The sequence below is a fragment of the Arthrobacter sp. Y-9 genome, from assembly GCF_029690065.1.
Classification (GTDB): Bacteria; Actinomycetota; Actinomycetes; order Actinomycetales; family Micrococcaceae; genus Arthrobacter_E.
In genome coordinates, this window is sequence record NZ_CP121463.1 from 3,256,264 (window position 1) to 3,280,608 (window position 24,345).

At 69.6% G+C, this 24,345-nt stretch carries 19 protein-coding genes; 6 read left to right on the plus strand and 13 right to left on the minus strand.

Translation table 11 applies throughout. The annotated features are described in order from the left end of the window. Positions 1-17 precede the first annotated feature (17 nt). The 7 genes from P9849_RS14780 to P9849_RS14810 all read right to left on the minus strand — a co-directional run bounded on the left by P9849_RS14780 (position 18) and on the right by P9849_RS14810 (position 8,126). Entirely contained in the window at positions 18-470 is a 453-nt protein-coding gene (locus P9849_RS14780) for a MarR family winged helix-turn-helix transcriptional regulator (RefSeq protein WP_066216220.1), read from the minus strand. A gap of 59 nt (positions 471-529) precedes the next feature. Further along, positions 530-1,579 (minus strand): LacI family DNA-binding transcriptional regulator, encoded by a 1,050-nt coding sequence (locus P9849_RS14785; protein WP_278267477.1) that lies wholly within the window; start codon positions 1,577-1,579, stop codon positions 530-532. 135 nt (positions 1,580-1,714) lie between these two features. Further along, entirely contained in the window at positions 1,715-3,142 is a 1,428-nt protein-coding gene (locus P9849_RS14790) for a GH1 family beta-glucosidase (RefSeq protein ID WP_278267478.1), read from the minus strand. Then, the gene (locus tag P9849_RS14795) at positions 3,139-4,050 is read right to left on the minus strand and encodes a carbohydrate ABC transporter permease (RefSeq protein ID WP_278267479.1); all 912 of its coding nucleotides are present in this window, start codon (positions 4,048-4,050) and stop codon (positions 3,139-3,141) included. The genes P9849_RS14790 and P9849_RS14795 overlap by 4 nt, the downstream gene beginning before the upstream one ends. Then, the gene (locus P9849_RS14800; protein ID WP_278267480.1) at positions 4,047-4,985 is read right to left on the minus strand and encodes a sugar ABC transporter permease; all 939 of its coding nucleotides are present in this window, start codon (positions 4,983-4,985) and stop codon (positions 4,047-4,049) included. The genes P9849_RS14795 and P9849_RS14800 overlap by 4 nt, the downstream gene beginning before the upstream one ends. An 85-nt stretch (positions 4,986-5,070) precedes the next feature. Further along, positions 5,071-6,342, minus strand: a complete 1,272-nt coding sequence (locus tag P9849_RS14805; RefSeq protein WP_278267481.1) for an ABC transporter substrate-binding protein — start codon at positions 6,340-6,342, stop codon at positions 5,071-5,073. A 170-nt stretch (positions 6,343-6,512) separates the two neighbouring features. Continuing rightward, a complete protein-coding gene (locus tag P9849_RS14810) occupies positions 6,513-8,126 on the minus strand; it encodes a glycoside hydrolase family 6 protein (RefSeq protein WP_278267482.1) in 1,614 nt (537 codons plus the stop codon). A 456-nt stretch (positions 8,127-8,582) separates the two neighbouring features. Between P9849_RS14810 and P9849_RS14815 the strand changes: the two genes are divergently transcribed. Both P9849_RS14815 and P9849_RS14820 read left to right on the plus strand, forming a co-directional pair. Continuing rightward, positions 8,583-9,317, plus strand: coding sequence for a glycoside hydrolase family 16 protein (locus P9849_RS14815; protein WP_278267483.1), 735 nt, complete (start codon positions 8,583-8,585; stop codon positions 9,315-9,317). Positions 9,318-9,580: 263 nt separating this feature from the next. Further along, a complete protein-coding gene (locus tag P9849_RS14820; protein WP_278267484.1) occupies positions 9,581-10,666 on the plus strand; it encodes a hypothetical protein in 1,086 nt (361 codons plus the stop codon). 1 nt (position 10,667) lies between these two features. Here P9849_RS14820 and P9849_RS14825 read toward each other — a convergent pair whose 3' ends face one another. Both P9849_RS14825 and P9849_RS14830 read right to left on the minus strand, forming a co-directional pair. Further along, positions 10,668-11,360 carry a response regulator transcription factor gene (locus P9849_RS14825; RefSeq protein WP_278267485.1) on the minus strand — a complete coding sequence of 231 codons (693 nt, stop codon included), beginning with the start codon at positions 11,358-11,360 and terminating at the stop codon, positions 10,668-10,670. Further along, positions 11,357-12,784 carry a sensor histidine kinase gene (locus P9849_RS14830; protein WP_278267486.1) on the minus strand — a complete coding sequence of 476 codons (1,428 nt, stop codon included), beginning with the start codon at positions 12,782-12,784 and terminating at the stop codon, positions 11,357-11,359. Before P9849_RS14830 ends, P9849_RS14825 begins: the two co-directional genes overlap by 4 nt. A 188-nt stretch (positions 12,785-12,972) precedes the next feature. On the opposite strand from P9849_RS14830, the gene P9849_RS14835 reads away from it, so the two are divergent. Next, on the plus strand, positions 12,973-14,061 hold the full coding sequence (locus tag P9849_RS14835) for an ABC transporter permease (protein WP_278267487.1): 1,089 nt from the start codon (positions 12,973-12,975) through the stop codon (positions 14,059-14,061). A 43-nt stretch (positions 14,062-14,104) separates the two neighbouring features. Then, positions 14,105-14,806, plus strand: coding sequence for an ABC transporter ATP-binding protein (locus P9849_RS14840; protein ID WP_278267488.1), 702 nt, complete (start codon positions 14,105-14,107; stop codon positions 14,804-14,806). Between the two features lie 156 nt (positions 14,807-14,962). Here the strand turns inward: P9849_RS14840 and P9849_RS14845 are convergent, their stop codons facing one another. Continuing rightward, positions 14,963-16,138 carry an acetate kinase gene (locus tag P9849_RS14845; protein WP_278267489.1) on the minus strand — a complete coding sequence of 392 codons (1,176 nt, stop codon included), beginning with the start codon at positions 16,136-16,138 and terminating at the stop codon, positions 14,963-14,965. Continuing rightward, positions 16,139-18,244 carry a phosphate acetyltransferase gene (gene pta, locus P9849_RS14850; RefSeq protein WP_278267490.1) on the minus strand — a complete coding sequence of 702 codons (2,106 nt, stop codon included), beginning with the start codon at positions 18,242-18,244 and terminating at the stop codon, positions 16,139-16,141. A 172-nt stretch (positions 18,245-18,416) separates the two neighbouring features. Here pta and P9849_RS14855 point away from each other — a divergent pair, with 172 nt between their 5' ends. Continuing rightward, positions 18,417-18,758 (plus strand): DUF1801 domain-containing protein, encoded by a 342-nt coding sequence (locus P9849_RS14855; RefSeq protein WP_278267491.1) that lies wholly within the window; start codon positions 18,417-18,419, stop codon positions 18,756-18,758. A gap of 185 nt (positions 18,759-18,943) precedes the next feature. On the opposite strand, the gene P9849_RS14860 is transcribed toward P9849_RS14855, so the two are convergent. Continuing rightward, on the minus strand, positions 18,944-19,813 hold the full coding sequence (locus P9849_RS14860) for a hypothetical protein (RefSeq protein ID WP_278267492.1): 870 nt from the start codon (positions 19,811-19,813) through the stop codon (positions 18,944-18,946). Between the two features lie 115 nt (positions 19,814-19,928). After that, positions 19,929-20,594 carry a pentapeptide repeat-containing protein gene (locus tag P9849_RS14865; RefSeq protein ID WP_278267493.1) on the minus strand — a complete coding sequence of 222 codons (666 nt, stop codon included), beginning with the start codon at positions 20,592-20,594 and terminating at the stop codon, positions 19,929-19,931. Positions 20,595-20,777: 183 nt separating this feature from the next. Here P9849_RS14865 and P9849_RS14870 point away from each other — a divergent pair, with 183 nt between their 5' ends. Then, a complete protein-coding gene (locus tag P9849_RS14870) occupies positions 20,778-24,326 on the plus strand; it encodes a DEAD/DEAH box helicase (RefSeq protein WP_278267494.1) in 3,549 nt (1,182 codons plus the stop codon). Positions 24,327-24,345 lie beyond the last annotated feature (19 nt).

Below are 24,345 nucleotides of genomic sequence, written 5' to 3' on the forward strand. Positions count from 1 at the left end.
CCGGGGCCGGGATTTCGCTAGTTCTCCCCCATGGCGGCGTTGAAGCGGTCCAGCATCTCGGCGAACGCCTCCAGGTCCTCGTTGGACCAGTCGGCGAGCCGTTCGATCATGACTTCATTGAGCAGGCGGGCCGAGGTCTCCAGCGCCGCCTCGCCCTCCGGGGTGAGCCGCAGGGCCTGGCTGCGTGCCGTGGACTCCGGATCCACCACGGCCATGAGGCCCATACGGGTGAGCGCCGCGAGCTGCCGGGACACCGTGGAGCGGTTGAGTTCGAAATGCGTGGCCATGTCCACGGCCCGGCACCCGGGGTGGGAACGGATGTACTCCAGCATGGAATGGTCCACCGGCGAGAGCGTCTGGTTGGAGCGCCTCAAGCGGGCACTCCCCCGCCTGCTGACCGTGGTCAGGCCCGTCTGAATACGGGCCACGGCGGCGTCGTGCTCGGCATGCTCCTTCTCCGGTGTCACCATCCCTCCAGCCTAGTGCCGCGGTTGTCACGCCGGCGTCACGGGGACCGAACGGCCTGGACTCAGGCGGATCCGCGCACCACGAGCTCGGTCTCCAGGACCGTCCGGCGAGGCGGAGTGGCCCCGGTGAGCAGGTCGATGAGGACGCCGGCCGTCGCCTCGCCCAGCGCATGGAGCGGCTGACGGATCGTGGTGAGAGGCGGGGTCGTGGAGACCGCGACCGGGGAGTCGTCATATCCGACGATCGCGACGTCCTCCGGAACCCTGATCCCTTCCGCGGTGAGGGTCTCCAGCGCGCCGCGGGCCATGAGGTCGTTCGCCGCGAAGATCGCATCGGGCAGCCGCCCGCCCGGTTCCGCGGCCCGGGCGAGCAGCTCGCGTGCGGCCCGGACACCGTCGGCCTCGAAGTAGTCGCCGGGGACTTCCGCGAAGGGTTCCAGCCCGGCGTCGAGGAGCGCCTTGCGGAATCCCTGGAGCCGGTCCTCCGCGGCCCCCATCGACAGGGAACCGGTGATGGTCGCGATCCTGGTGCGTCCCGTGCTGATCAGGTGGTCGGCCGCGTACCGCGCGCCGGTGACATTGTCGACGTCGACGACGTAATCGCTCTCCCGCTCGGCCCACGGGCGGCCGCCGAAGACCACGGGAACGGCCTCGACGATGCTGTCGATGAAGGCATCGCTCGTGTGATACGAGAGGACGATCGCCCCGTCCACGCCGCCGTTGCGGACGAAGCCGGTGACCCGCCCATCCGGATCATCACTGGCCACCAGCAGGTTCAGGACATAGTCCGAACGGGCGATCCGGTCGCTGATCCCGGCCACGACGGCTGCGAAGAACGGGTCTCCGAAGAAGCGGGTGGTGTCCTCCGGGACGACCAGGGCGATCGCATGGGTCTGGCGGGTGGCCAGGGAGCGGGCGGCGCGATTCGGCACGTAGCCGAGCCGTTCGATGGCGGCGCCCACGGCCTCCAGGGCCTCAGGGCTCACCGCGGTGGAACCGTTCACCACCCGTGACACCGTGGATCGGGACACGCCGGCGGCGGCCGCCACCTCTTCCAGCGTCGGCCGGGCTGCACTTTCCCTCGGGTCCACCCCTGCTCCGTTCTCCTGCATACGCTTCGGGTTCATCGCGGATGACAGCCGTGATCTTACACCGCCCTCCTGTCGGGCAGCGCCGGCCCACACCACGGCACAGGCCGGGGTTTCCCGGTCCGCGCCGAAGTGTGGGCCGGGCAGCCCGTCATGAACTCACACCGTCCGTTCGGCGATGATCCGCCGGTATTCAAGCCCCGAGTCCTTCACCAGGCGCTCCTGCGTCTCGTAGTCGACCCGGACGATCCCGAACCGCTTCTCGTATCCCCAGGCCCACTCGTAGTTGTCGAGCAGAGACCAGTAGAAGTAGCCGCGGACCTCGACTCCCGCGTCGATCGCCTCGAGGACGGCGCCGAGGTGGTCCCTCAGGAACGCGGTCCGCTCCGTGTCGGGGACCCGGCCATCAACGAGTCCGTCGTCGTACGCCGCGCCGTTCTCAGTGACGTACAGGGGCAGGCCGGGGGCGGACTCGGCGACGCGCTGCAGCACCCGCCTCAGGCCGTCGGGCTGCACCTCCCAGTCCATGCCGGTGCGCGGGAGTCCGCGTTCGACCCAGTGCACCCCCTCGGCGGCCGGGAAGGGTGACTCCGTGCGCCGGGAGACGTGGGCATCGCCTCCCGGCGCCTGCTCGTCCGCGCTCCGGGGAGCGTGCCCCGACACCAGCTCACCGTGGTAGTAGTTGACGCCCAGCCAGTCGAGCGGCGTGGACACCGCGGCGAGGTCGCCGTCCTGGACGGCCGCCTCCCACCGCGTCACCGCTTCCGGGTGCGCCGACCGGATGTCCGCCACGGTGTCCTCCGGGTACGAACCGCGGAGCACCGGATCGAGGAACCATCGGTTGAACTGTCCGTCGATCCGCCGGGCCGCGTCGAGATCAGCGGGGTCCTGCGGATCGGCGGCATCCGCGACCGTCAGGTTGAGCGTGATGCCGCATTCCAGGGCGTCATCACGCTCGCGCAGGGCCTCGATCGTGCGTCCGTGGGCGAGCAGCAGGTGATGGGCGGCGAGCAGTCCGTCGCCGACGTCGTACCGGCCCGGGGCGTGCACGCCCGCGGTGTAGGAGAGGAAGGACGAGCACCACGGCTCGTTCAGCGTCGTCCAGTGCTTCACCCGGTCGCCGAGCGCGTCATGCAGGGTGAGCCCGTACTCGACGAACCGGTCCGAGGTCTCGCGGACCGTCCAGCCGCCCTTCTCCTCCAGCGCCTGAGGCATGTCCCAGTGGTAGAGCGTCAGCCAGGGCAGGATCCCCGCTTCCAGCAGCTGATCGACCAGGCGGTCGTAGAACGCGACCCCGGCCGGGTTGACCTCGCCGCCGTCCGGCCGCACGCGCGACCACGACGCCGAGAACCGGTAACTCTGCAGGCCCAGTTCCCGCATGAGCGCGACGTCCTCGGGGTACCGGTTGTAGTGGTCACAGGCCACATCCCCGGTGTCTCCCTTCACCACGGCTCCCGGAACGCGGCTGAAGGCGTCCCAGATCGAGGCGGTGCGGCCGTCGTCGAACGCGGCGCCCTCGATCTGATACGCGGCGGTCGCGGCGCCGAAGAGGAAGTTCTCCGGGAAGGGTCGGGACATACGGGTCATCCTTTCACCGCGCCCTGCATGATGCCGCTGACCAGTTGCTTTCCTGCTCCGGCGAACAGGATCAGCAACGGGATGGTCGACAGCAGCACACCTGCGAGCACGATCGAGTAGTCGACGAAATGGTTGGACTGGAGCAGTGACAGGGCCACCGGAAGGGTCGGGTCCTGCCGGTCGAGCACGATGAACGGCCAGAAGAAGTTGTTCCAGGCCGAGACGAAGGTGAACAGCCCGAGCATCGACGCCGCGGGACGGGCCGCCGGCAGGCCGATGGTCCAGAAGGTGCGGAAGGAACTGGCCCCGTCCATCCGGGCCGCCTCGATCAGCTCATCGGGCACCGCCTGCTGCAGATACTGGGTCATCCAGAACACCCCGAACGCGCTCACGAGCGCGGGGACGATGATGGCGCCCGTCTTCCCCGTCCAGCCGAGCTCATTGAAGAGCACGTACAGCGGGACGACACCCAGCTGGGTCGGCACCGCCATGGTCCCGACGACGAACGCGAGCAGCCAGCCACGCCCGCGGAAGCGGAGCTTGGCGAACGCCCAGCCGGCGAGCGTGGAGAAGAACACCACGGAGAGCGCGATCAGCGCCGAGGTGAAGACCGAGTTCCACAGGGCCTTCCAGAAGTTCAAGGCGGGGTCGTTGACCACGGTCAGGGCATTGGCGATGAAATTGCCGCCGGGGATCCAGGACATGTGGGGGTCCCGGAGCGTGTAGGCGTCCCCCGAACCGATCAGGAACGACCAGTAGAACGGGAAGACGCTCCCGGCCAGCACGAGGCCGAGACACCCGTACACGAACCATCCGGGACGGGTGCCGCGGACGCGTCGGGTGCGTGGCGAGGCGGGCGATGTGGGCGCCGTCGTCGTGCTGCGGTCGCGGGCGGTGGTGCGCGTTGCGGTGGTCATCGCTGGTCTCCGTCCGTGCGCACCAGGGCGCGGGTGATGAGCATGTTGATCGCGCCGATGACGAGCACGATGAGGAACAGGAGCCAGGCCAGAGCGGCCGCGCGTCCGAAGTTCCATTCGCCCCAGCCGATGTTGTAGAGGTACAGGGAGATGGTCAGCCACTGGCTGTTGGACCCTCCGGTCCCGTACTGGTCGTACATCCGGGGCTCGTCGAAGATCTGCAGACCGCCGATGGTGGAGGTGATGACGACGAAGATGAGCGTCGGACGCAGACTCGGCAGCGTGATGGCGAAGAACTGGCGGAACCGGCCCGCGCCGTCCACCGTCGCGGCCTCGTAGTAATCGCGAGGGATCGCCTGCATGGCGGCCAGGAGGATCAGCGTGTTGTAGCCCGTCCAGCGGAAGTTCACCATCGTGGCGATCGCGATGTGACTGGCGAAAGCGTTGGTGTGCCACGGGATCGGCTCCAGGCCGATGCCCTGCAGCGCGGTGTTGACGAGGCCGTACCGGTCACCGAACAGATTCGAGAAGATGAGCGCGACGGCGACGGGCGCGACGACGTACGGCAGCAGCACGCCCATGCGCCAGAAGGTCTTCGCGCGCAGGTTCTGGTCCAGGAGCGCGGCGAGGAACACCGCGAACACCATCTGAGGAACGCTGGAGAGCAGGAAGATGCTGAACGTGTTGCGGAGGGCGATCCAAAACTTCGGCTGGCCCAGCACGTAGGCATACTGGTCGAATCCGATCCAGGTCCCTTTGCCGCGGACCTGGTCCCAGTCCATGAACGAGATGACCGCCGTGTAGGCGATGGGGAAAAGCCCCACGACGAGGAACAGCAGGAAGAACGGCGAAATGTAGAGGTAGGGCGAGAGCTTCAGATCCCAGCGCGAGAGGCGCGCCCCGAAGCCGAAACGCCGCGGCGTGGCAGTGGTCATGACAGGTCCTAGAGGGTTGTCCGGGCGGGAAGGCGGGAAACGGGCGGGGCCGCCCTGGTGTACGGAAGGCGGCCCCGCCGCGGCGTTACTTCAGTGCCGTGACTTCGTCAGTCCACTGCTTCCAGGAGGTCTCCGCATCCTGGGTCCGTTCCTCCACGCGGGTCAGGGCCTTCTGCATCGCGTCGTTGATGGGGAAGTAGCGCTGTCCCTTGAACGGCGCCACCGTCACGGCCTTCGCGCGCTCGGACAGGATCTTGCCGACAGGCGCATTGTTGAAGTACTTGTCGGTCGCCCCGAGCAGCGTCTTGTCAGCGAGCCCCTTCTGCTGGCTCGGGAAGGTGCCGGCGTTGGAGAACGCCTTGATCTGCTGGGCAGGGTCCGTCAGCCAGTCCGCGAGCTCCTGGGCGGCTTTGACGTTCTTCCCGTTCTTCGGCACCGTCAGGTAGGAGCCGCCCCAGTTGCCGCCCCCATTGGGGAACACATTGGCGATGTCCCAGCCCTTGACGCCCTTGGCGTTGCCCGAGATGACGCCCAGCATCCATCCGGGGCAGAGCATCGTGGCGAAGGAGCCGTTCGACAGGCCCTTCATCCAGTCCGGCGACCACTGGCTGAGGTGTGCCGACTGCGTCTTGCTGGCCTTCAGGACCTTGTCGTAGGCCGTCTTGACGTCGGCGTTCGTCGTCGCGATGACCTCACCGCTCTTGGGGTCCTCGTAGGCGGCCTCGATCTGGTTGACGATGCCCTGGTAGGTCCCGCCGGCCGAGTCGAAGAACGGCTTGCCCGTCGCGGCGGTGTACTTCGCACCCACCTCGAAGTAGTGGTCCCAGTCGCCCTGGAGGAGCTTGGCCACGGCTTCGCGATCGGTCGGGAGACCCGCGGCCGCGAACAGATCGCTGCGGTAGCAGACCCCTTCCGGCCCGATATCGGTGCCGTAGCCGATGAGATTTCCGTCCTTGTCCGTGGCGGCGGCGGACTTCCAATCGAGCCAGCGGTCCTTGAGCTTCGCGTCGACCGGGGCGAGCAGATCGGAGTACTTCATGACCTCCGGCAGCCAGTCGACCTCGATGGCTTCGACGTCGGCCAGACCGGACTTGCCGATCTTCTGGAAGTAGTTCTCGCGGGCCTCGTTACTGGTGGCGGCCCGGTTGTGCACGATCTTCACGTTCGGGTGGGAGGCCGTGTACTCCTTCAGCAGCGCATCGGTGTACCCGAAATCGTTGAAGGTCGCGACCGTGAGCGTGATGGGAGCATTCGGGTCGGACGGGGCATTGCCGCCGGAACAGCCGGTCAGGACCAGGGATGCGGCGGCGACGGCCGCCGCGACGGGGATGGCGAATCTGCGTGCTGTGAGTTTCACGGGCACTCCTTTGTGTGCGTGGTGATGATGCGGAGTTCATGTGGTGCGAGGTGGAGCATGGGAGCGCTCCCAGAAGGAATTTGAGTGTATGAGAGCGCTCCCACGCGTGTCAATGGATTTCATCCGGCCGAATGCGGCGGCGGGAAATCCCCTCCGCGGACCCGGACCGGCTACCGGGTCGCGCAGGCCGCGCCGTTGAGGCGGAACTGCCATGGGGCATCGGCCGCTCCAACGCCCCGCACGACGAGGGACGTTTCTGCGCCGGGCGCAAGGGACGTGGCCCTGCCGCGTGCACTGACCGACACCTCGGCGCCACGCTGCACGAAGGTCGCGCCGGGCACGGCCTTGACCTTCTGGTCACCGCCGAAGGTCCAGCTCAGCACCCAGCGCGTGGCGGTCTCCGATCCAAGATTGCGGAGGCGCAGGGTCTGCGAGAACGAAGCGCCGTGCCCGGTCGGCGTCACCGTCACCTCACACGTGAGCGGCGCCAGCGCGGGCGCCGCGTTCGCGACGAGTTCACGCGCCTGCTCAGGGAACCACTGCCCGGCCGGCGGATCCTGGATTCCCCGCGCTGGATCCAGAGGCCCTGCCGTGCCGCGATAGCACTGCCCGTCAGACTCGCCCGGAACCTTGACCCACAGGTACGCGTCCGCGAGATCCACGCCCGTGGTGGTGGTCGGCCTCTGCCCCGCGCCACGTCCGGGAGGATTGCACCAGTCCTCATGCTGCGGATACACGCCCGCCGGATACTGCCAGGGGCCGATGCCGTTGCGGCTGGTGTCGACGATGAAGCGCGCGGTCGGCTTGACGCCGCCCAGCTGGGCGGCGTACCGCGAGTCCACCCCCGCCGTGTCGAGGGCGGGGTCCGCGGCGCCCGCACTCCACTCGCCGTACTGCGACATCGCGACGCCCTGCCAGTCGTTGGCCGGGCCGCCATTCCAGAACTGGTCCCCGCAGTCCTTGAACTTGCCCGGTGCGACCTGGGTGGCATAAGCGATGCAGGACGAGACCCACGTGCCGTAGGCATTCGAGTTCTTCGTGTACAGGTAGTTCGACACGTTGAGGAAGAACCCGGTGGCGCGGCCCACGCCTGCCCGGACGAGACGCGAGGAGATCTCCCCGACGTTCAGCCAGGCGGCGTTGGTGCCGTCGAGATACGTGGCCACGGAAGGCAGCGCGCTCAGGACGTCGACGGCGTGGTTCAGCTGCTCGAACCGCGCGTCCGAAGCCCGCTCGGGATCGGCGCCCTCAGGCCGGCAGGAATCGAGCACACCGTCGAGCGTCGTGTGGAATGGGATCACTCCGAGCCCGTCCGGCTCGATGAGGACGATCGCCCGGCGGTTGCCGATTCCGGCGGCCACGCCGTCGATCCACGCGTTGTAGGCCTTGGTGTCCGCGGCGCCACCGGCCGAGTACAGCGCGCAGTCCCGGAAGGGCAGGTTGTAGGCGACGAGCACCGGGACCGTGCCGGACTTCGCGGCCGCCGTGACGACCCGATCGGCTTCGGCCCGCGCCTCCTGGGGCGTGCCACCCGCCAGCCAGGTCGCCGACGGAATGCTGGCCAGCAGCTGCGCGTCGGAACGCGCCTGACCGCGGAGTCCCTGCGCGGCCGCGAGCGTCGTGCTCAGCGGGTCTGCGAACAGCGCCGCACCACTGACGCCGGGGACGCCGCCCGGATCATCGACCGCGGCCGGGGCCGTGGCCTGGGTCGGCAGGGCGGACCCCATTCCGAGCAAGAGCGCGGATGCCAGCACCGCCGACACGCGCATTTTTCTGAACCTCATGTCACTCCTTCGTGAGGGAAACCCGCCGTGGCGAGCGTTTGGGAGCGCTCCCAAATTGCGTCAACCCTGCCCGACCGCCAACTCCTCCGTCAAGGCTCGGCACTTCGCGCACGACTGCTCCCGCGCCCCGCTCAGCGCGACGACGCCGGCAATCCGCCGCGGCACGCCGCCGCTCCGTTGCCGCCCGCTGCCGGAGTTCGGTGATGCCTATTGCGGTCGCCGGGTGGTTCACCGACCCCTTGACAGGGCGCATCCGGGTGCCCGAAGGTTGACGGTGGGAGCGCTCTCATTTCACCGTTGAAAACCCGACACCTCGATGGAGGCTCAGCTCCCATGCACTCACACCTCAGACACCCGGCCGCACGCCACCTATCCGCACGCCGCTTGACCGCGCACCACTCAACCGAAGCGCGCAGGCGGAGGTTCTCGCCGCGCGTCGTTCATCGACTGCTCCGCATGGCCGCGGTGGCGATTCTCCTGCTCGCCGCCTCGCCGCTGGGTGCGGGACCCGCAGCGGCAGCGATCGGCGGCAGCTTCTCCGACGATTTCTCCTCCTACGACACCTCCCGATGGAGCAAGGCGGACGGCTGGTCGAACGGCGGCATGTTCAACGCAGGATGGCGCGCCGATCACGTCTGGTTCAACGGCGGCGTGATGGGGCTGAATCTGGACACCGCCACGTGCCCCACCGGCTGCTCGGGCAAGCCGTACGCGTCCGGCGAGTACCGGACCAATGATCTCTTCTCCTACGGCCGCTACAGTGCCCGCCTGAAGGCGAGCGCCGGCGCAGGCACCGTCACCTCCTTCTTCACCTACACGGGGGCCAGCGACGGCCAGCCGTGGGACGAGATCGACGTCGAGATCCTCGGCAAGAACACATGGCAGATGCAGACCAATTACTTCACCAACGGAGTCGGTGGCCACGAGACCCTGATCAACCTCGGCTTCGACGCCTCGGCCGGCTACCACGACTACGCCTTCGAATGGTGGCCGGGCGGTTCCATCAACTGGTTCGTCGACGGGCGCCTCGTCCACCAGGAGACCGGTTCGCGCGGCCCACTGCCCACCCATCCTCAGCGCATCATCACGAACTTCTGGCCGGGGACAGGTGTCGACTCGTGGCTCGGCCCCTTCCAGTACTCCGGACAGCGCACGGCGACCTACGACCGCGTCCAGTACACGAAGTACTGAGCGGGCAGCGTTGGCGCCAGACACTCCGGATCGGCGCGGCTCGGTGAGCCGCGCCGATCCGGTCGTCGGCTGACGAATGCGTCCACGGCCTGCCGGGGCACGGTTCCCGGCGGGCCGTCGCGGGCCGTCGGCCGCCTGCCGCGGGCCGACCGTCGCCTTAATGGTTGCGCAATGCAACAATTAGGCCTAAAGTAGTTAGCGAGCCTAATCTTCCCTTCGCGGAACGCCTCTCCCCCTTGCTGACTTTTCTCCGACAGGAACCCATGTCCACGCATCGCCTCCCCCTTGTGAAAACGCTGCCCTCGGCACGTCCGCGCCTTTGGCCCGACGGCAGGACCTGGGGCCACATCGCCCTGCATCTGCTCATCCCCCTCGTCATGGGCGCCGGCATGGCCTTCGCCTACCTCGGCGCCTTCCACTCCCCGGACCCGCACCACTTCCCGGTGGCCGTGGTGGGTCAGAGCCCCGAGACGAAGGTGTTCGCCCAGTCGCTGAACGACGGTTCGGACGGCAAGCTCCAGGTCACGACCGTGGCCACCGCCGATCAGGCGCGCCAGCAGATCACCGACCAGAAGATCTCCGCGGCCTACGTCCCGAGCAGGGATCACGCGACCATCCTGGTCTCCGGCGCCGCATCCGAAGCGGCCGCCGGCGCGGCCCAGAAGGTCTTCCTGCCGCTGGCCTACAAGCAGCACCTGCCGGTCGCCGTCGAGGACGTCCGTCCGGGCGGCCCCAATGACACCGCCGGCCAGTCCGTGTTCTTCATGCTCGTGGCCCTGAGCGTGGGCTCCTATGCCAGCGTGGTGGCGATCGCCGCCGCGACCGCGAAGCTCCGGGTGGGCATCCGCCTGCTCATCGGCGCGGGCACCGCCCTGGTAGTGGCCGGCATCGCGACCCTCGTGGCCGGGCCGGTGTATCAGGTGCTCAACGGCTACGAGTGGAACATCTGGCTGCTCGGCTCGCTGTACTCGTTCGGTATCATCACCATCGGCCTGGGGCTGCACCCGATCCTCGGCAAGTGGACCACCCCGGCCCTGACGCTCCTGTTCGTGATGCTCAACTTCACCAGCAGTGGCGGCGTGTACCCGGCGTCGCTGTCGCCGGCCTTCTTCGCCGGGCTGAACACCTTCTGGAATGGCGCGGCCTGGCTCAACGCGGTGCGCGACCTGACCTACTTCCCCGGCGCCGATTTCGGCATGGACGGTCTCAAGCTGGCCCTGTGGGCACTCGGCGGCGTCGCCCTGGTGCTGCTCAGCCACCTGGCCACCGTCAAGAAGCGGCAGCTCGCGGACGACACCCTGCCCGTGTCCCGCGAGGAGGAGGAATCCTCGGTGGTCGCCGCGGGCTGACTCAGGCGTCCGGGACCCGGATGATCTTCTGCTGGACCGCCGTCGTGATGGCGGCGGTCCGGTTGTCCACGCCGAGTTTGGCGTAGATGTGCACGAGGTGCGTCTTGACGGTCGCCTCCGAGATGAAGAGTGCCCTGGCCAGCGCCCGGTTGGACAGGCCGGTGGCCAGCAGTTCGAGGATCTCGACCTCCCGGGCCGAGAGCTGCGGGACCGGATTCCTCAACCGGCCCACCAGTCGGGCGGCGACCTCCGGGGCGAGGGCCGTCTCCCCCGCGGCGGCGGCGCGTACGGCCGACCGGATCCGTTCGGATTCGGCGTCCTTGAGCATGTAGCCGCTGGCCCCGGCCTCGAGAGCACTGAGGATGTCCGAATCACTGTCGTAGGTGGTCAGGACCAGCACCGGAACCGGACGGACCCCGCCTTCTCCCTGGCGGATCTTCCGGGTGGCCGTCGCCCCGTCCATGCCATCGCCCATCTGGAGATCCATGAGGACCAGGTCGATGTCCTCGCCCAGGGTCTGGCGGCGCCGGAGCTCCTCCAGCGCGGCGGCGCCGTCGGACGCTTCGGCCACCACGCGGATGCCCTGAGTGTCATCGGTGGCAGGACCGTCGGACGGAACCGCGGGGTCCTCCAGCATCGCCTTCAGGCCGGCCCTCACCACCGGGTGGTCATCCACCAGCAGAATCCTGATCATGGCCGTTCCTCCGTGTCGGTCGGTGCGTGGTCAGTCGGGGCGTGTCGAGTCGGCTCGTCGTGAACCTGCTCGTCCGGGCCGCTCCGGGAACCGCCGGGCGCAGCCCCCTCGGGAACCCGGATCGCCACCACGGTCCCCTCGCCGGGAGCCGACTCCAGCACCAGGCTCCCGCCCAGCGCCTCGACGCGGGACCTGAGCAGACCGAGCCCGACCCCATCGCCCACCGCAGGGGCTTCGGGACGGAAGCCGACGCCGTCGTCGAACACATCCAGCGTCAGTTCCTCTTCCAGGAAGCCGAGCGTGAGCACCGCATGGTCCGCCCGGGCATGGCGGAGGACGTTCGCGAGCGACGCCTGCGAGGCGCGGAGCAACGCCTGGGACAGCTCCACAGGGACGTCGCGCGGTTCCCCGCTGAGCCGGAACGTCACCGACAAGCCGCTCCCGGCAGCACGGGCCTGGCGTTCGGTGTCGGCGCAGAGCGCGGCGAGCAGTTCGGGCAGCGCGGCGCCCGCGGAGCCGCCGGGCGAGCGCACGAACTCGCGCGCCTGCTCCAGGGCCGACGACGCCGTCTCCTCCACCACGGCCAGCCGTTCGCGGGCCGTGCCGAGCTCTTCCGCTTCCAGGGATCTGCCGGCCGCTCGGCTCATGAGCACGATCGAGGAGAGGCCCTGCGCCAGGGTGTCGTGGATTTCGCGGGCGAGGCGCGCCCGTTCGGACAGCACCCCGGCCTCACGCTGACTCGCGGCCAGCTCCGAACGGGCCGCGCGCAGGGCCGCCGCGACGCGCCGCTGCTCCTCCGCCTCCCGGTACAGGGCCTGATAACTGAGCGCCGTGACCACGGCGAACGCGGCGCCGAAGCCCGGACCGATCACGAGCGCGCCGTTCGGTGAGCCCGGCGCGGCGTGCAGGAACAGCGCCACCACGAGCGCCGCCGTCGTGCCCACGACCGCCAGCAGACCCACCCCGCGGGGCAGCAGATGCAGTTCCAGGAAGAACAGCGGGAACGCGAGCCACGCGAAGTCGGCCGAGAACACCAGCAGCACCAGCCACAGCACCACGACGACGGCGAGCCACCACCGCGCGTACGGCGCGGGATCGAGCCGGCCGGCGCCGAGGGCGTGGCGTTTCTCGGCGGCGGTGCCTCCCAGATAGACCGCCGCGAGCAACGCCGCCACCGGGTAGACCACCACGGGACTCCACGCCGGAGCCGGACCGCCCGAACCCAGCGCCAGGGACCCCAGCGCCAGGGAGTAACGCACCACGCCCAGCAGCAGGAGCGCGGCGAATCCGAGATGCAGGCTCACCCGCAGAACCCGCAGGATGACCTGGGTCCCCTGAGCCGGGTTCCGGGCAGCGTCCAGGTCACTCTCACCCGCGCCGCCACCGGCGACGGAGTGGCCGTGAGGTCCGGGCCCGTTTCCCATGCCACCACCCTAACGGCGGGTGCCGACAGGAATCCCTCCCGAGGCCGCCCCCGCCCATCAACCATTCGGTTGATTCGGCGCTCAACCACAGCGAGCGCCCGGTTCAACCACCCCGCCGATGTGCGCGTGCACGCTCCGCGGGAGGCTGGAGATACGCCAGAAACCCCGGCATTCCAGGAGACCCCACCATGTTCCTCGCCCTCCGCGACCTCCGCTTCAGCAAGGGCCGTTTCGCCCTCATGGGCGGAGTGGTCGCGCTCATCACCGTCCTGCTCGTCATGCTCTCCGGCCTCACCGCCGGCCTGGCGCACCAGTCCACCTCCGCGATCGGCGCCCTGCCCGCCGGCCGCGTGGTCTTCGGGGCGCCTCAGGGCACCGCGGCGAAGGCGAGCTACGCGGATTCCGAGGTCACCCCGGAGCAGGCCGCGGCCTGGTCCCGTGACGCCGGCGTCACGGCCGTCCCGCTCGGCATCTCGCAGGGCAAACTGCGCACCGGCACGGCGGCGTCCACCCCTGACGGCGGCCGCACGACCAACGCGGCGTTCTTCGGATCGGACGACGTGAACGGAACTGCCCTCGCGCCTGTGACACCCGGCAAGGGCGAGATCGTGCTGAGCGAATCCCTCGCCTCGGCGCTGAACCTGTCCGACGGCGACGTCCTGAACAGCAACGGCACGGACCTCAGAGTGAAGGCCGTCGTCCCGGACCAGTGGTACTCGCACCTCGCCGTGGCCTGGGTGGGCCTGGGCGACTGGCAGCAGATGAACCGAGGCCGCGAGGCGACCGTTCTGGTGGCGCCCGGCGCGGACGCCACGGCAGCGGATCGCGCCGACAGCCGGAACGGCACCGTCAGCGCGGAGCGCACCGCGAGCTTCCAGGCCCTCGAATCCTTCAAGAGCGAGAACGGCTCGCTGCTCCTCATCCAGGGGTTCCTCTACGGCATTTCGGCCCTGGTGGTCGGCGCGTTCCTGAGCATCTGGACCGTGCAGCGCACCCGGGACATCGCGGTCCTCAAAGCCCTCGGCGCGACCCAGGGCTACGTCTTCAAGGACGCCCTGGCACAGGCCCTGATCGTGCTGCTGAGCGGCACCGTCCTCGGTGCCGTGATCGGCGGGCTGGGCGGCTGGTTCGCAGGACAGGCCGCACCGTTCGTCCTGGGGCCGCTGACCATCGCCGGTCCCGTGGTGGGCATCGTGCTGCTGGGCCTCGCAGGTTCCGCGCTGGCGGTCCGCAAGGTCACCCGCGTGGATCCGCTGCTCGCGCTCGGCGGCAGCTGAGCCGGCCCGCCCCCACCCCCGTCGTCATCACCAGGAGAACCCCATGAACACGCCCGCACTGCAACTCGAATCCGTCACCGTCGACTACCCGGACGGCGCCGGGACCATCACCGCCCTGGACCAGGCGTCGCTCACCGTGCGCCAGGGGGAATTCCTCGCCCTGACCGGCCCGTCCGGCTCCGGGAAGTCCACCCTCCTGGCCGTGGCCGCCACGCTCGTGAAGCCGACGGCCGGTCGGATCCTGGTGGACGGCCGCGAAGTCCAGGCGCTGGGCCGGAAGGAGCAGGCGGCTCTGCGGCGCGAGAAGCTGGGCATCATCTTCCAGCAGCCGAATCTGCTGCCGTCGCTGACCGCCGTCGAACAGCTGCTCGTGACGCAACATGTCCGCGGCTTCGGAGGGAAGGCCGCCCGCGCGTCGGCGGAGGCCCGGGCGCGCCGTCTGCTCGCCGCCGTCGGGTTGGAAGGGCAGGAGGACAAGCGTCCGCATCAGCTGTCCGGCGGGCAGCGGCAGCGGGTGAACATCGCCCGGGCGCTCATGGGCGAGCCGAGCGTGCTCCTGGTGGACGAGCCGACGGCGGCGCTGGACGAGGAGCGCAGCCGCGCCGTGGTCGAGCTGCTGGCCCGGATCACGCACGAGTTCGGCACCGCGACGGTCATGGTCACGCACGATCTGGAGTTCGTCGAGCTCTGCGACCGCGAGGCCCACATGCGCGACGGGAAGCTCAGCGAAGCCGCGTTCGCCTGAGCCGCCCCGCGCCCGCCCCTCCGCCGAGTTCGGGGGTTCGTTCCGAGGACGAGGTCTGCATGCCCCGTTCTCGGAACGAACCCCCGAACTCGGCAGAACGAGACGGACGACGACGGCGGCCCCGCCCGTTCGACCGTCCGCCTCGCCTCAGCCCCCTCAGCCCGCGACGACCTCCGCCGTGGCCTCGGCGATCGCCTGCTCCTCGTTCGTGGGGATCACGAGCACCGGGATCCGCGACGCCGGAGTGGAGATGACCCGCGGCTCCTTGGAGCGCACGGCATTGAGCTCCGGGTCGAGCTCGATCCCCAGGGCCCCGAGCTGCTCACAGACCAGCGCGCGGAACGGCGAGGAGTTCTCCCCGATCCCGGCCGTGAACACGATCGCCTGCGCCCCGCCGACGGCCACGTGGTACGCGCCCACGTACTTCGCCAGACGGTAGGCGGCCACCTCGAGCGCCCGCCGGGCGCGCAGAGGGTCGACGCCGGAGGAGGTCCCGTCGTCGCCGCCCACGGCTTCGGCGGCGTCCACCAGCGTCCGCATGTCGTTCGAGCCGCCCAGGCCCAGGAGCCCCGATTCACGGTTGAGCAGATCGTCCAGAGCGTCCGCGTCCAGGCCCTGGCGTCCGAGGAACACGAGGATGGACGGGTCGATGTCGCCGGAACGGGTGCCCATGACGAGGCCCTCCAACGGGGTGAAGCCCATGGACGTGTCCACCGAGGCCCCGCCCTTGACGGCCGTCGCGGAGGCGCCGTTGCCGAGGTGCAGGATGACGCCGTTGAACTCATCCGGCGCCTCGCCCAGCAGCGCGGCCGCACGGGCCGCGACGTACTGGTGGCTCGTGCCGTGGAAGCCGTAGCGGCGGATGCCGTGGCGCGTGTAGAGCCAGTCCGGCACGGCGTAGCGCCAGGCCTTCTCCGGCAGGGTGCGGTGGTACGCCGTGTCGAACACGGCCACCTGCGGCAGCTGCGGCCACTTCTCCGTGATGGCGCGGATGCCGAGGACGGCGGCGGGGTTGTGCAGCGGGGCCAGCGGGTTGAGGCGCTCGATGGCCCGTGTGACCTCGTTGTTGATCAGGACCGGCTCGGCGAACCGCTCACCGCCGTGCACCACTCGGTGTCCGACGGCGTCCACCTGCCGGTCGCCCAGGACCTCGTGCAGGCGGGCCGCCACGATCTCCAGGGCCGCGCCGTGGTCGGGGACTGCGGCCGGGGCGTCGCCGTCGGGCTGCCCGATCCGCTCCACGAGGCCCTCCAGCAGCACCTCCCCCGCGTCGACGTCGCGCACCTGGTATTTCAGGGAGGAGGAGCCGGAGTTGATGACGAGGATGAGCATTCAGTTCTCCTGGGATGCGGCGGGCGACGGCGCGGCGACGCTCTGGGCCTGGACGGCGGTGATGGCCACGGTGTTGACGATGTCCTCCACCGTGCAGCCCCGCGAGAGGTCGTTGACGGGCTTGTTCAGGCCCTGCAGCACCGGCCCGACGGCGACCGCGCCGGAGGACTGCTGCACGGCCTTGTACGTGTTGTTGCCGGTGTTGAGGTCCGGGAAGATGAACACGGTCGCCTGACCGGCCACATCCGATCCCGGCAGCTTGGCCGCGGCGATTGCGGCGTCCACGGCGGCGTCGTACTGGATGGGACCCTCGACGGCGAGGTCGGGCTTGCGCTCCCGCACCAGTTCCGTCGCGGCCCGCACCTTGTCCACGGTCGCGCCGGTGCCGGAGCCGCCGGTGGAGTAGCTGAGCATCGCCACGCGCGGGTCCACCCCGAACTGCCGGGCCGTCTCGGCGGAGGCGAGCGCGATGTCCGCGAGCTGTTCGGCCGTGGGCTCCGGGTTCACGGCGCAGTCGCCGTAAGCGAGGACACGATCCTGCATGAGCATAAGGAACACCGACGACACGATCGCCACGCCCGGCCGGGTCTTCACGAACTCCAGCGCCGGACGGATGGTGTGGGCGGTGGTGTGCGCGGCGCCGGAGACCATGCCGTCCACGATGCCCAGCTGCACCATCATGGTGCCGAAGTAGCTGACGTCGAGCATGGTCTCGAGGGCCTTGGCGAGGTCCACGCCCTTGTGGGCGCGGAGCCGGGCGTACTCCTCGGCGAACCGCTGGCGCAGCTCACTCGTGGCCGGGTCCACCAGCGTGATGCCGTCCAGGGAGACGCCGTGTGCGGCGGCCAGCTCCCGGACCGCGGCCTCGTTGCCGAGGATGGTCAGCTCGCAGACGTCGCGGCGGCGCAGGATCTCGGCGGCCCGCAGGATCCGCAGGTCCGTGCCCTCGGGGAGCACCACGTGGCGGCGGTCCGCCTGGGCGCGTCCGATCAGTTCGTGGAGGAAACGCAGCGGGGTCATCGACGCCGGTCGGCTCAGGTTGAAGCGTTCGAAGATCTCGTCCTCGTCCACCTGGCGGGACCACTCGCCCAGGGCCGAGGCCACCTTGCGGCTGTTGCCCGTCGAGATCTCACTGCGCACCCCGGAGACGGCCGTGGCCGTGTGATAGGTGTCCTCGGGGTGGGCGAAGAACGGGAACGGGGCGCCGGCCAGCAGCGGCAGGATGTGCGGGTCCGGCATGAGGCCGCCGCTGAGGACCACGCCGGACGGCACCGGGAAGTCGGGCGACTGCGTGGAGGCGAGCACGCCGGCCAGAATGTCGGCCCGGTCGCCGGGGGCGATCACCAGATCGCCGGGCTCCAGGGCGCCAATGAAGTTGCCGAGGCTCATGGCGGCCACCTTGACGCCGGCCACTTCGCGCTCCATGTCCGCGGTGCCCGCGAGCAACTGGAGACCCAGGGCCGCGGAGATCTCGCCGGTGGTGGGACGGGCCATCTCGGGCCGTTCCTCCAGGACGTAGACGGGGCGTTTCAGGTCACCGGGCCGGATCGCGGCCCGCACCTCGTCCACGTGGTCCGGATCCGCGCGGTTGACCATCACCATGAGGAGGTCGGCGTGCACGGCGGAGAGCTCGGCGCGGACCACGTCCACCGCGTCCGCGATCTCCTCCGGGTTGAGGTCCTTGCCGCTCACCACGGCCACGACGGGACAGCCGAGGTCCTTCGCCAGCTGGGCGTTGAGGTCGAACTCGACGGCGGAATCGGCGCCGGAGAGGTCGGAGCCTTCCACGATCACCACATCGCACAGAGCGGAGACTTCGCTGAACACTTGCACGCACCGGGTGCTGATCTCCTCGCGGCGTCCCTCGGCCACCAGGCGGCGGGCCTCCTTGAGCGTGAGACCGGCCCGGCAGACGGCGGGATCCAGGTGGTAGCGCGTGCGGATCAGCTCGACCATGGGGTCGTGGTCCGGGGTGTCGCCGGGGACCACGGGCCGGAAGTACCCGATCCGTCCCGCCCGGCGGTAGAGGGCCTCGGCCAGGCCGAGGGCCACCACGGATTTGCCCGATCCCGTGGAGGTGGCGGTGACGTAGATTCCTGTGAACATGGCGCTCCTGAGGGTTGTTCCACCCCATCTTTTCACCGTGGTTCCCGCCCGCCCATAGCGTGGGTCACTATGTCGCGAGGTTCACACCCCCGCTCCGCCGCCGTAGGCTGGACTCCGGCCGGCAGACCGGCCGCACCTCAGATCCGACGCACCCTGTGATGGAGGCTCCACCATGCTGTTCAGCAAGAAGGGCGACGACGCCGCACTCGCCAAACTCCGGGAAGCCCCCGCGCCGTACGCGGAACTCGGCGAGCGGTTGCACGCCATCATCCGCGAGAACGCACCGTCCCTGGAACCGGTGGTCCGCTGGGGTCTCCCGTTCTACGTCCGCAACGGCGAGGACATCTGCTACATCAAGACCGGCAAGGACTACCTCGCCTTCGGCTTCGGCGAATCCGTGAACCCGGCCTTCCAGGAGGGCGCGGCCATGCACCCGATCGTCTGGAACATCACGTCCCTCGACGCGGAGACCGAAGCAACCCTCGCGTCCCTGATCCGCACGGCAGCGGGCTGACCCGCAACCCCTTAACCCACGACGACGGCGAGGGGAACCCGCCGCCGTCGTGCGTCAGTGCGTCGGGGCACTGAGATGCGGGAGTCGGCGTCAAGGGGCCCCGCGGCCAGGACCACGGCGGATGCCGGGCACGAGGGCCGCGGGGATAGCCGACAGAGCATGTCCGTCAGTGCCCCGGGCAATCCTCACACCTCGGCGCCGGCGGGTTCCAGCTCGTCGTCGTCGATCTCCTCGATCTCGACCGCGGCCACGACCTCAAGCGACTCCGGCCGGAGCATGAGGGCCTCGTCCTCGAGCTCCACCATGATGTACTCCTCGCCGTCGGCCAGGAAGTGCCAGGCCACCACGGTCTCGGCCTCGTAGACGAAGTTGGGGTCGCCGAGGGTGATCTTCTCCAGCTCCACCTCGGCGACATCGCAGAGTTCGCGGATGATGATCTCGAAGTCCGGCATGTCCTCCAGGGAGGCGGCCTCGGCCTGGGCGCGGCGCTCCTCGAGGTCCTCGACGGTGGCCAGGCGCTCGTCGATCACGGCGTCCAGGCCGTCTTCGTCCACCACCAGCAGGCCCTCGAGGCTCCGCAGCCAGGCGGCGTTGAGCTCCATGAGGTCCTCGGTCTCCAGGAGCGCTTCGAACTCGTTGTCGAGCTCCTCCTGGGCCAGGACCGCGTCGCTGACTTCGCTGTCCTCATCCTCGGCGTCGCCGTCCAGGTAGGCGTCGACCTCGTCCTCGCTGAGCGCTTCGAAGGCCGCGGCGGTGCGGTCGAAGAGGTCAAGCTGGGCCTTCGCGCCCATGGCCTCCAGACCGCCGCGAACGTAGGCGTCGATCTCTTCGCGGTCCGTGGCCGTGAAGACGTACTGGGCGAAGCCGCCGCCCAGGGCCTGGGTCAGGTAGAAGTCCACGTAGTAGCTGCGGAGGGCGTCCTCGGCGATCTCGTCCTGGCCCAGGAGCTCCTGGTACATGGCATTGACCACGGTGACGTTGCCGTCCACCACTTCATCGGGGCCGGCTTCAAGGCTTTCCTTGAAAAGGACAACGGGGAGCTGCTTGCTGGTCATGCTGATCCTCACTCGAGAAGTCCACGGGACACTTCGACCGTACGCGCCGTCCCTGGGAGTGACCGGTGGTCCCGGGTCACGGGCGGGTGAACCTTGGGTGAACTGAGCTGGGCGCTCAGCCTTCCTTCACGTCGATCCCTGCCTGGAGCGCCATCTGCAAGGCGAGTTCCCGTACCTGGGTCTCCGTCAGGGTGGCGCCGCGGAGGCCGGTCACCGAGGTGAAGACGCGGGCGTCCAGGCCGCGGAGGTCGACGTCGGTGGCGTCCAGGTCGCGGCTGTCCACGTCCTCGGCGCTGCTGTCCCGGAACGCGACGCGCTTGAGCTTCGCCAGCGGCACGTCGAGGGTGCGGAGCCGGCAGCCGGACACGGCGACGTCGTTGCCCTCGGCGCCGTTCAGGCCCAGGTAGTCGATCCTGACGTCGCGCAGTTCCAGGCTGTCCACCTCCGCGCCCGAGAGGTCCAGCGTGCCGATCCTGCCGCCGCTGATGCGCACGCGGCGCAGCCGGGCGTTCCGGAGCACGAGTTCGGTGACCTGCAGATCCTTGACATCGAGGTCCGTCAGGGTGGCGCCGGTGAGGTCCAGGCGGTCCAGCTGGGCGTCCCGGATCACGCACTCACTGAGGTGGGCGTGGGACGCGTCGACGTCCCCGGACAGCCCGAGCACGGCGCTCTCCGAGACCTCGTCATAGCGCCGCAGCCCGTCCACTTCACCGAGGTGGGCGGGCAGGTCCGGAGCAGCGGCCCGGGGTGCGGCGGGGCGGTTCTTCCTCGTCTGTGCCATGCCGCTCAGCCTATCGGCCGGGTCCGACGGCGACCGCGGATTCCGCCCCGCGCGGATCCGCCCACCCGGCACGGCCCGCGTGTGTCCCCAGCCGGCGATCGGGCCCGGGCCACCCCGGCGACCGGACCCCCTGTGCTCCATCTCGCAGACCGCTCCCGGGCCGCTCGCACTAGACTGTTGTGGATGGCCACCTCGCAGGCCCAGGAACGCTTGGGCACCCTCGCCGCGCGCTTTGACGAAGGCAGCGTGGAACGCGGCTGCGAGTATGCCCGCCAGGAGCGCGTGTTCAACGTCGTCTTCGGCCGCACCACGGGACTGCTCACCGGCCGCGTGGAAGGCACTCGCTCATACCGCGCCGTCGCCAAGCTGCAGCCCAAGGACGACTCCTGGATCTGCCTCACCGCCCTCTGCGACTGCCCGGTCCGGCAGGACTGCAAGCATGTGGCGGCCCTCCTCTTCGCCGCCAAGGAGCGCGGCCTCCTGGACTCCGACGACGCCGTCGCCCGCCGTCGCCGGGGCCCCGCGCCCTTGCCCGGGTCGGCGTCGTCCGCCAACGGCTCCGCGCCCACCTCACCGGCCGCGTCCTCCGCCTGGGAGAAGGCCCTCGCGCCGCTCCTGCCCGAGTCGGCCACCACCGCCGCCTCCACCACACCGCAGCTGGCCCTGCTCTTCGAGGTGACCGATCCCAAGCCGGCCGTGTCCCGCGGCGGCCGCGTCTACAGCCAGGCCGAACCCGCCGGCCTTCGGGTCCGCCCCATGTCCATGGGCGCGCGCGGCAAGTGGATCAAGAGCGAGGTGGCCTGGACGAACATCAACTACCTCAGCTATTACCGGAAATTCAGCCGGGAACAGACGGACGCCCTCGCGGAATTCCTCGAGCTCTCCCGCATGCCGGGCCAGTATCAGGGTCCCGCGGGCCAGTGGCTGGAGCTCTCCCAGTACAACGGCAAGCACCTGGCCACGGCCCTCGCAGACCTGGCCGGCAAGGGGATCCTCCTCATCCAGGACACGGATCCGCGGTCGCCGGGCGTGCGGCTGGAGCGCGAACCCGCCGTCCTGGAGCTCTCGGTGGACCGCCGTGCGGACGGCGGCCTCGACGTCGCGCCGCGGCTTGAGGCCCACGGCCGCGATCTCGATCTGAAGAAACTCCACTTCACGGGCGAGCCCGCGGCCCTGGCCTTCCACGGCGGCGCCTCGGTGCCGGGCGGCCTCGTGGACGGGACGCTCGTGCTGACGCCGCTGGCTCCGGCCTCCCCCGAGATGGTGGCCTTCGCGCGCGCGGCGGAGTCCGTGCACATCCCCGCGGCGGACGAGGACCGCTTCCTCAGTGAGTTCTACCCGCGGCTGCGCCAGGGCGCCCCCGTGGTCGCGGCGTCGGAAAGCGTGCGCCTGCCGACCATCGGCAAGCCCGTGCTGTCCCTCCTGGCCGACTACCGCAAGGACCACCGCCTCGATCTGCACTGGGAGTGGCACTACACGAGCAACGGCAAGCAGGTCTCACAGCCCCTCGCCTTCGACCGCGCCGATGCCGGCTACCGGGACGAGGCTCAGGAGAAGAAGATCCTGAACTCGCTCGGCAAGCCGTGGGAGGTGGTGGCCGCCCTGGCCACCGAGCCCACGATCGGGCCGGACGGGCTCTGGACCCTGCCGTCGCTCGCCCCCACCGCGACCCTTCACGGCATGGACACCGTCGCCTTCACCGAGGAGGTCCTGCCGCAGCTGCGCACCGTCCCGGACGTCGAAGTGGACGTGAACGGCGTGGTCCCCGACTTCCAGGAGGCCGTCGAAGCCCCGGTCGTGCACGTCTCCACGCTGGACAAGGACGACCGCGACTGGTTCGGCCTCGAGATCGTCGTCACCCTCGAAGGCGAGCAGGTGGCGTTCGGCCAGATCTTCTCCGCCCTGGCCTCGGGTCAGACGCGCATGGTCCTGCCGAGCGGCAAGCACTTCCCCCTCGACAGCCCCGAGCTCCAGCAGCTGCGCGAACTGATCGACGAAGCCCGCGCCCTCTCCGACCGCCCCGGCGAGGAACTCCAGATCAGCCGCTTCCAGGTGGGTCTGTGGGAGCAGTTCGCGGCGATCGGCGTCGTGGAACAGCAGGCGAAGGAGTGGCGCCGCAGCGTCACAGGGCTGCTCACTGTGGACGACTCCACCCGGGATCTCGCGGCCCCCACCGGCCTGCACGCCGAGCTGCGCCCGTACCAGCTGGAGGGTTTCCGCTGGCTCCGCTTCCTCTACGACCACCGGCTGGGCGGCGTCCTGGCGGATGACATGGGCCTCGGCAAGACCCTCCAGACCCTGGCGTTGCTGTGCTCGCTGCGCGAGGATCCCACGGGCACTACGGACGACGACGGCGCCCCGGCCGGCCAGTCCGCGGCGGTCACCACGACTGAGGCCGCCGCAGCGGTGGCCGCCGAGCGCGCGGAGGGCGGGCCGGCGACGTCGGCGGCGTCCGGAGACCCTGCGGCGACCGCGGATTCCGGGGCGACCCGCGCCCCGTTCCTGGTGGTGGCCCCGAGCAGCGTGGTGTCCAACTGGGCGATGGAGGCGGCACGCTTCGCGCCCGGGCTGAAGACCGTGGCCGTGGCCGAGACGTTCAAGCGCAGCGGCCTGAATCCGGCGGAGGAGTTCGCCGGGGCGGACCTCGTGGTCACGTCCTACGCGCTGTTCCGCCTGGAACTCGAGCAGTACCAGAAGCTCTCCTGGGGCGCACTGGTCCTGGACGAGGCGCAGTTCGTGAAGAACCACCAGTCCAAGGCGTACCAGGCGGCGCGGAAGCTCGACGCCCCCTTCAAGCTCGCGATCACGGGCACGCCCCTGGAGAACAACCTCATGGAGCTCTGGGCGCTGCTGTCGATCGTGGCGCCGGGCCTGTTCCCGAGCCCTGGGAAGTTCGCCGAGTACTACCGCCGGCCCATCGAGGTCCACGGCCACCCGAAACTGCTGTCCAAGCTGCGGCAGCGGATCCGGCCGCTGATGCTGCGCCGCACCAAGGAGCAGGTGGTCAAGGAACTGCCGCCCAAACTGGAGCAGGTCCTCACGGTGGAGCTGAATCAGCGCCATGCGAAGGCGTACCAGACGCATCTCCAGCGCGAGCGGCAGAAAATCCTGGGGCTCCTGGAGGACGCGAACAAGCATCGCTTCACCATCTTCCAGTCACTGACCCTGCTCCGGCAGATGGCGCTGGACCCGTCCCTCGTGGACCCCGAACTGAGCGGGGTGCGGTCGAGCAAGCTGGACGTCCTGTTCGAGCAGCTGGAGGATGTCCTGGCCGAAGGGCACCGCGCCCTCATCTTCAGCCAGTTCACCGGCTTCCTCGGAAAGGTCCGGGAACGGCTCGATGCTGCGGGCGTGCAATATGCGTACCTGGACGGCTCCACGCGGCAGCGCGCCGACGTGATCGCGTCCTTCAAGGAGGGCGACGCCCCGCTGTTCCTCATCAGCCTGAAGGCCGGCGGCTTCGGCATCAACCTGACCGAGGCCGACTACGTGTTCCTGCTCGATCCCTGGTGGAACCCCGCCAGCGAGGCTCAGGCCGTGGACCGGGCGCACCGGATCGGCCAGGACAAGCAGGTCATGGTGTACCGGCTGGTCGCGAAGGACACCATCGAGGAGAAGGTCATGGCGCTCAAGGCCAAGAAGTCCAAGCTCTTCAATTCGGTGGCCGGCGACGAGGCTCTCGCGTCCACCCACCTCACCGCGGACGACCTGGCCGGCCTGTTCCGGGAGTAGGCCTCCTCCCCGCCCCCGT

Excerpts from the sequence above, each read along its gene's own strand:
- P9849_RS14830 (WP_278267486.1), bottom strand. The coding sequence starts at position 12,784 with ATGGGAAACGGGCCCGGACCTCACGGCCACTCCGTCGCCGGTGGCGGC.
- P9849_RS14855 (WP_278267491.1), top strand. The coding sequence starts at position 18,417 with ATGCTGTTCAGCAAGAAGGGCGACGACGCCGCACTCGCCAAACTCCGG.
- P9849_RS14840 (WP_278267488.1), top strand. The coding sequence starts at position 14,105 with ATGAACACGCCCGCACTGCAACTCGAATCCGTCACCGTCGACTACCCG.
- P9849_RS14780 (WP_066216220.1), bottom strand. The coding sequence starts at position 470 with ATGGTGACACCGGAGAAGGAGCATGCCGAGCACGACGCCGCCGTGGCC.
- P9849_RS14815 (WP_278267483.1), top strand. The coding sequence starts at position 8,583 with ATGGCCGCGGTGGCGATTCTCCTGCTCGCCGCCTCGCCGCTGGGTGCG.
- P9849_RS14820 (WP_278267484.1), top strand. The coding sequence starts at position 9,581 with ATGTCCACGCATCGCCTCCCCCTTGTGAAAACGCTGCCCTCGGCACGT.
- P9849_RS14860 (WP_278267492.1), bottom strand. The coding sequence starts at position 19,813 with ATGACCAGCAAGCAGCTCCCCGTTGTCCTTTTCAAGGAAAGCCTTGAA.
- P9849_RS14870 (WP_278267494.1), top strand. The coding sequence starts at position 20,778 with ATGGCCACCTCGCAGGCCCAGGAACGCTTGGGCACCCTCGCCGCGCGC.
- P9849_RS14835 (WP_278267487.1), top strand. The coding sequence starts at position 12,973 with ATGTTCCTCGCCCTCCGCGACCTCCGCTTCAGCAAGGGCCGTTTCGCC.
- P9849_RS14795 (WP_278267479.1), bottom strand. The coding sequence starts at position 4,050 with ATGACCACCGCAACGCGCACCACCGCCCGCGACCGCAGCACGACGACG.
- pta (WP_278267490.1), bottom strand. The coding sequence starts at position 18,244 with ATGTTCACAGGAATCTACGTCACCGCCACCTCCACGGGATCGGGCAAA.
- P9849_RS14810 (WP_278267482.1), bottom strand. The coding sequence starts at position 8,126 with ATGAGGTTCAGAAAAATGCGCGTGTCGGCGGTGCTGGCATCCGCGCTC.
- P9849_RS14845 (WP_278267489.1), bottom strand. The coding sequence starts at position 16,138 with ATGCTCATCCTCGTCATCAACTCCGGCTCCTCCTCCCTGAAATACCAG.
- P9849_RS14800 (WP_278267480.1), bottom strand. The coding sequence starts at position 4,985 with ATGACCACTGCCACGCCGCGGCGTTTCGGCTTCGGGGCGCGCCTCTCG.
- P9849_RS14865 (WP_278267493.1), bottom strand. The coding sequence starts at position 20,594 with ATGGCACAGACGAGGAAGAACCGCCCCGCCGCACCCCGGGCCGCTGCT.
- P9849_RS14785 (WP_278267477.1), bottom strand. The coding sequence starts at position 1,579 with ATGCAGGAGAACGGAGCAGGGGTGGACCCGAGGGAAAGTGCAGCCCGG.
- P9849_RS14790 (WP_278267478.1), bottom strand. The coding sequence starts at position 3,142 with ATGACCCGTATGTCCCGACCCTTCCCGGAGAACTTCCTCTTCGGCGCC.
- P9849_RS14825 (WP_278267485.1), bottom strand. The coding sequence starts at position 11,360 with ATGATCAGGATTCTGCTGGTGGATGACCACCCGGTGGTGAGGGCCGGC.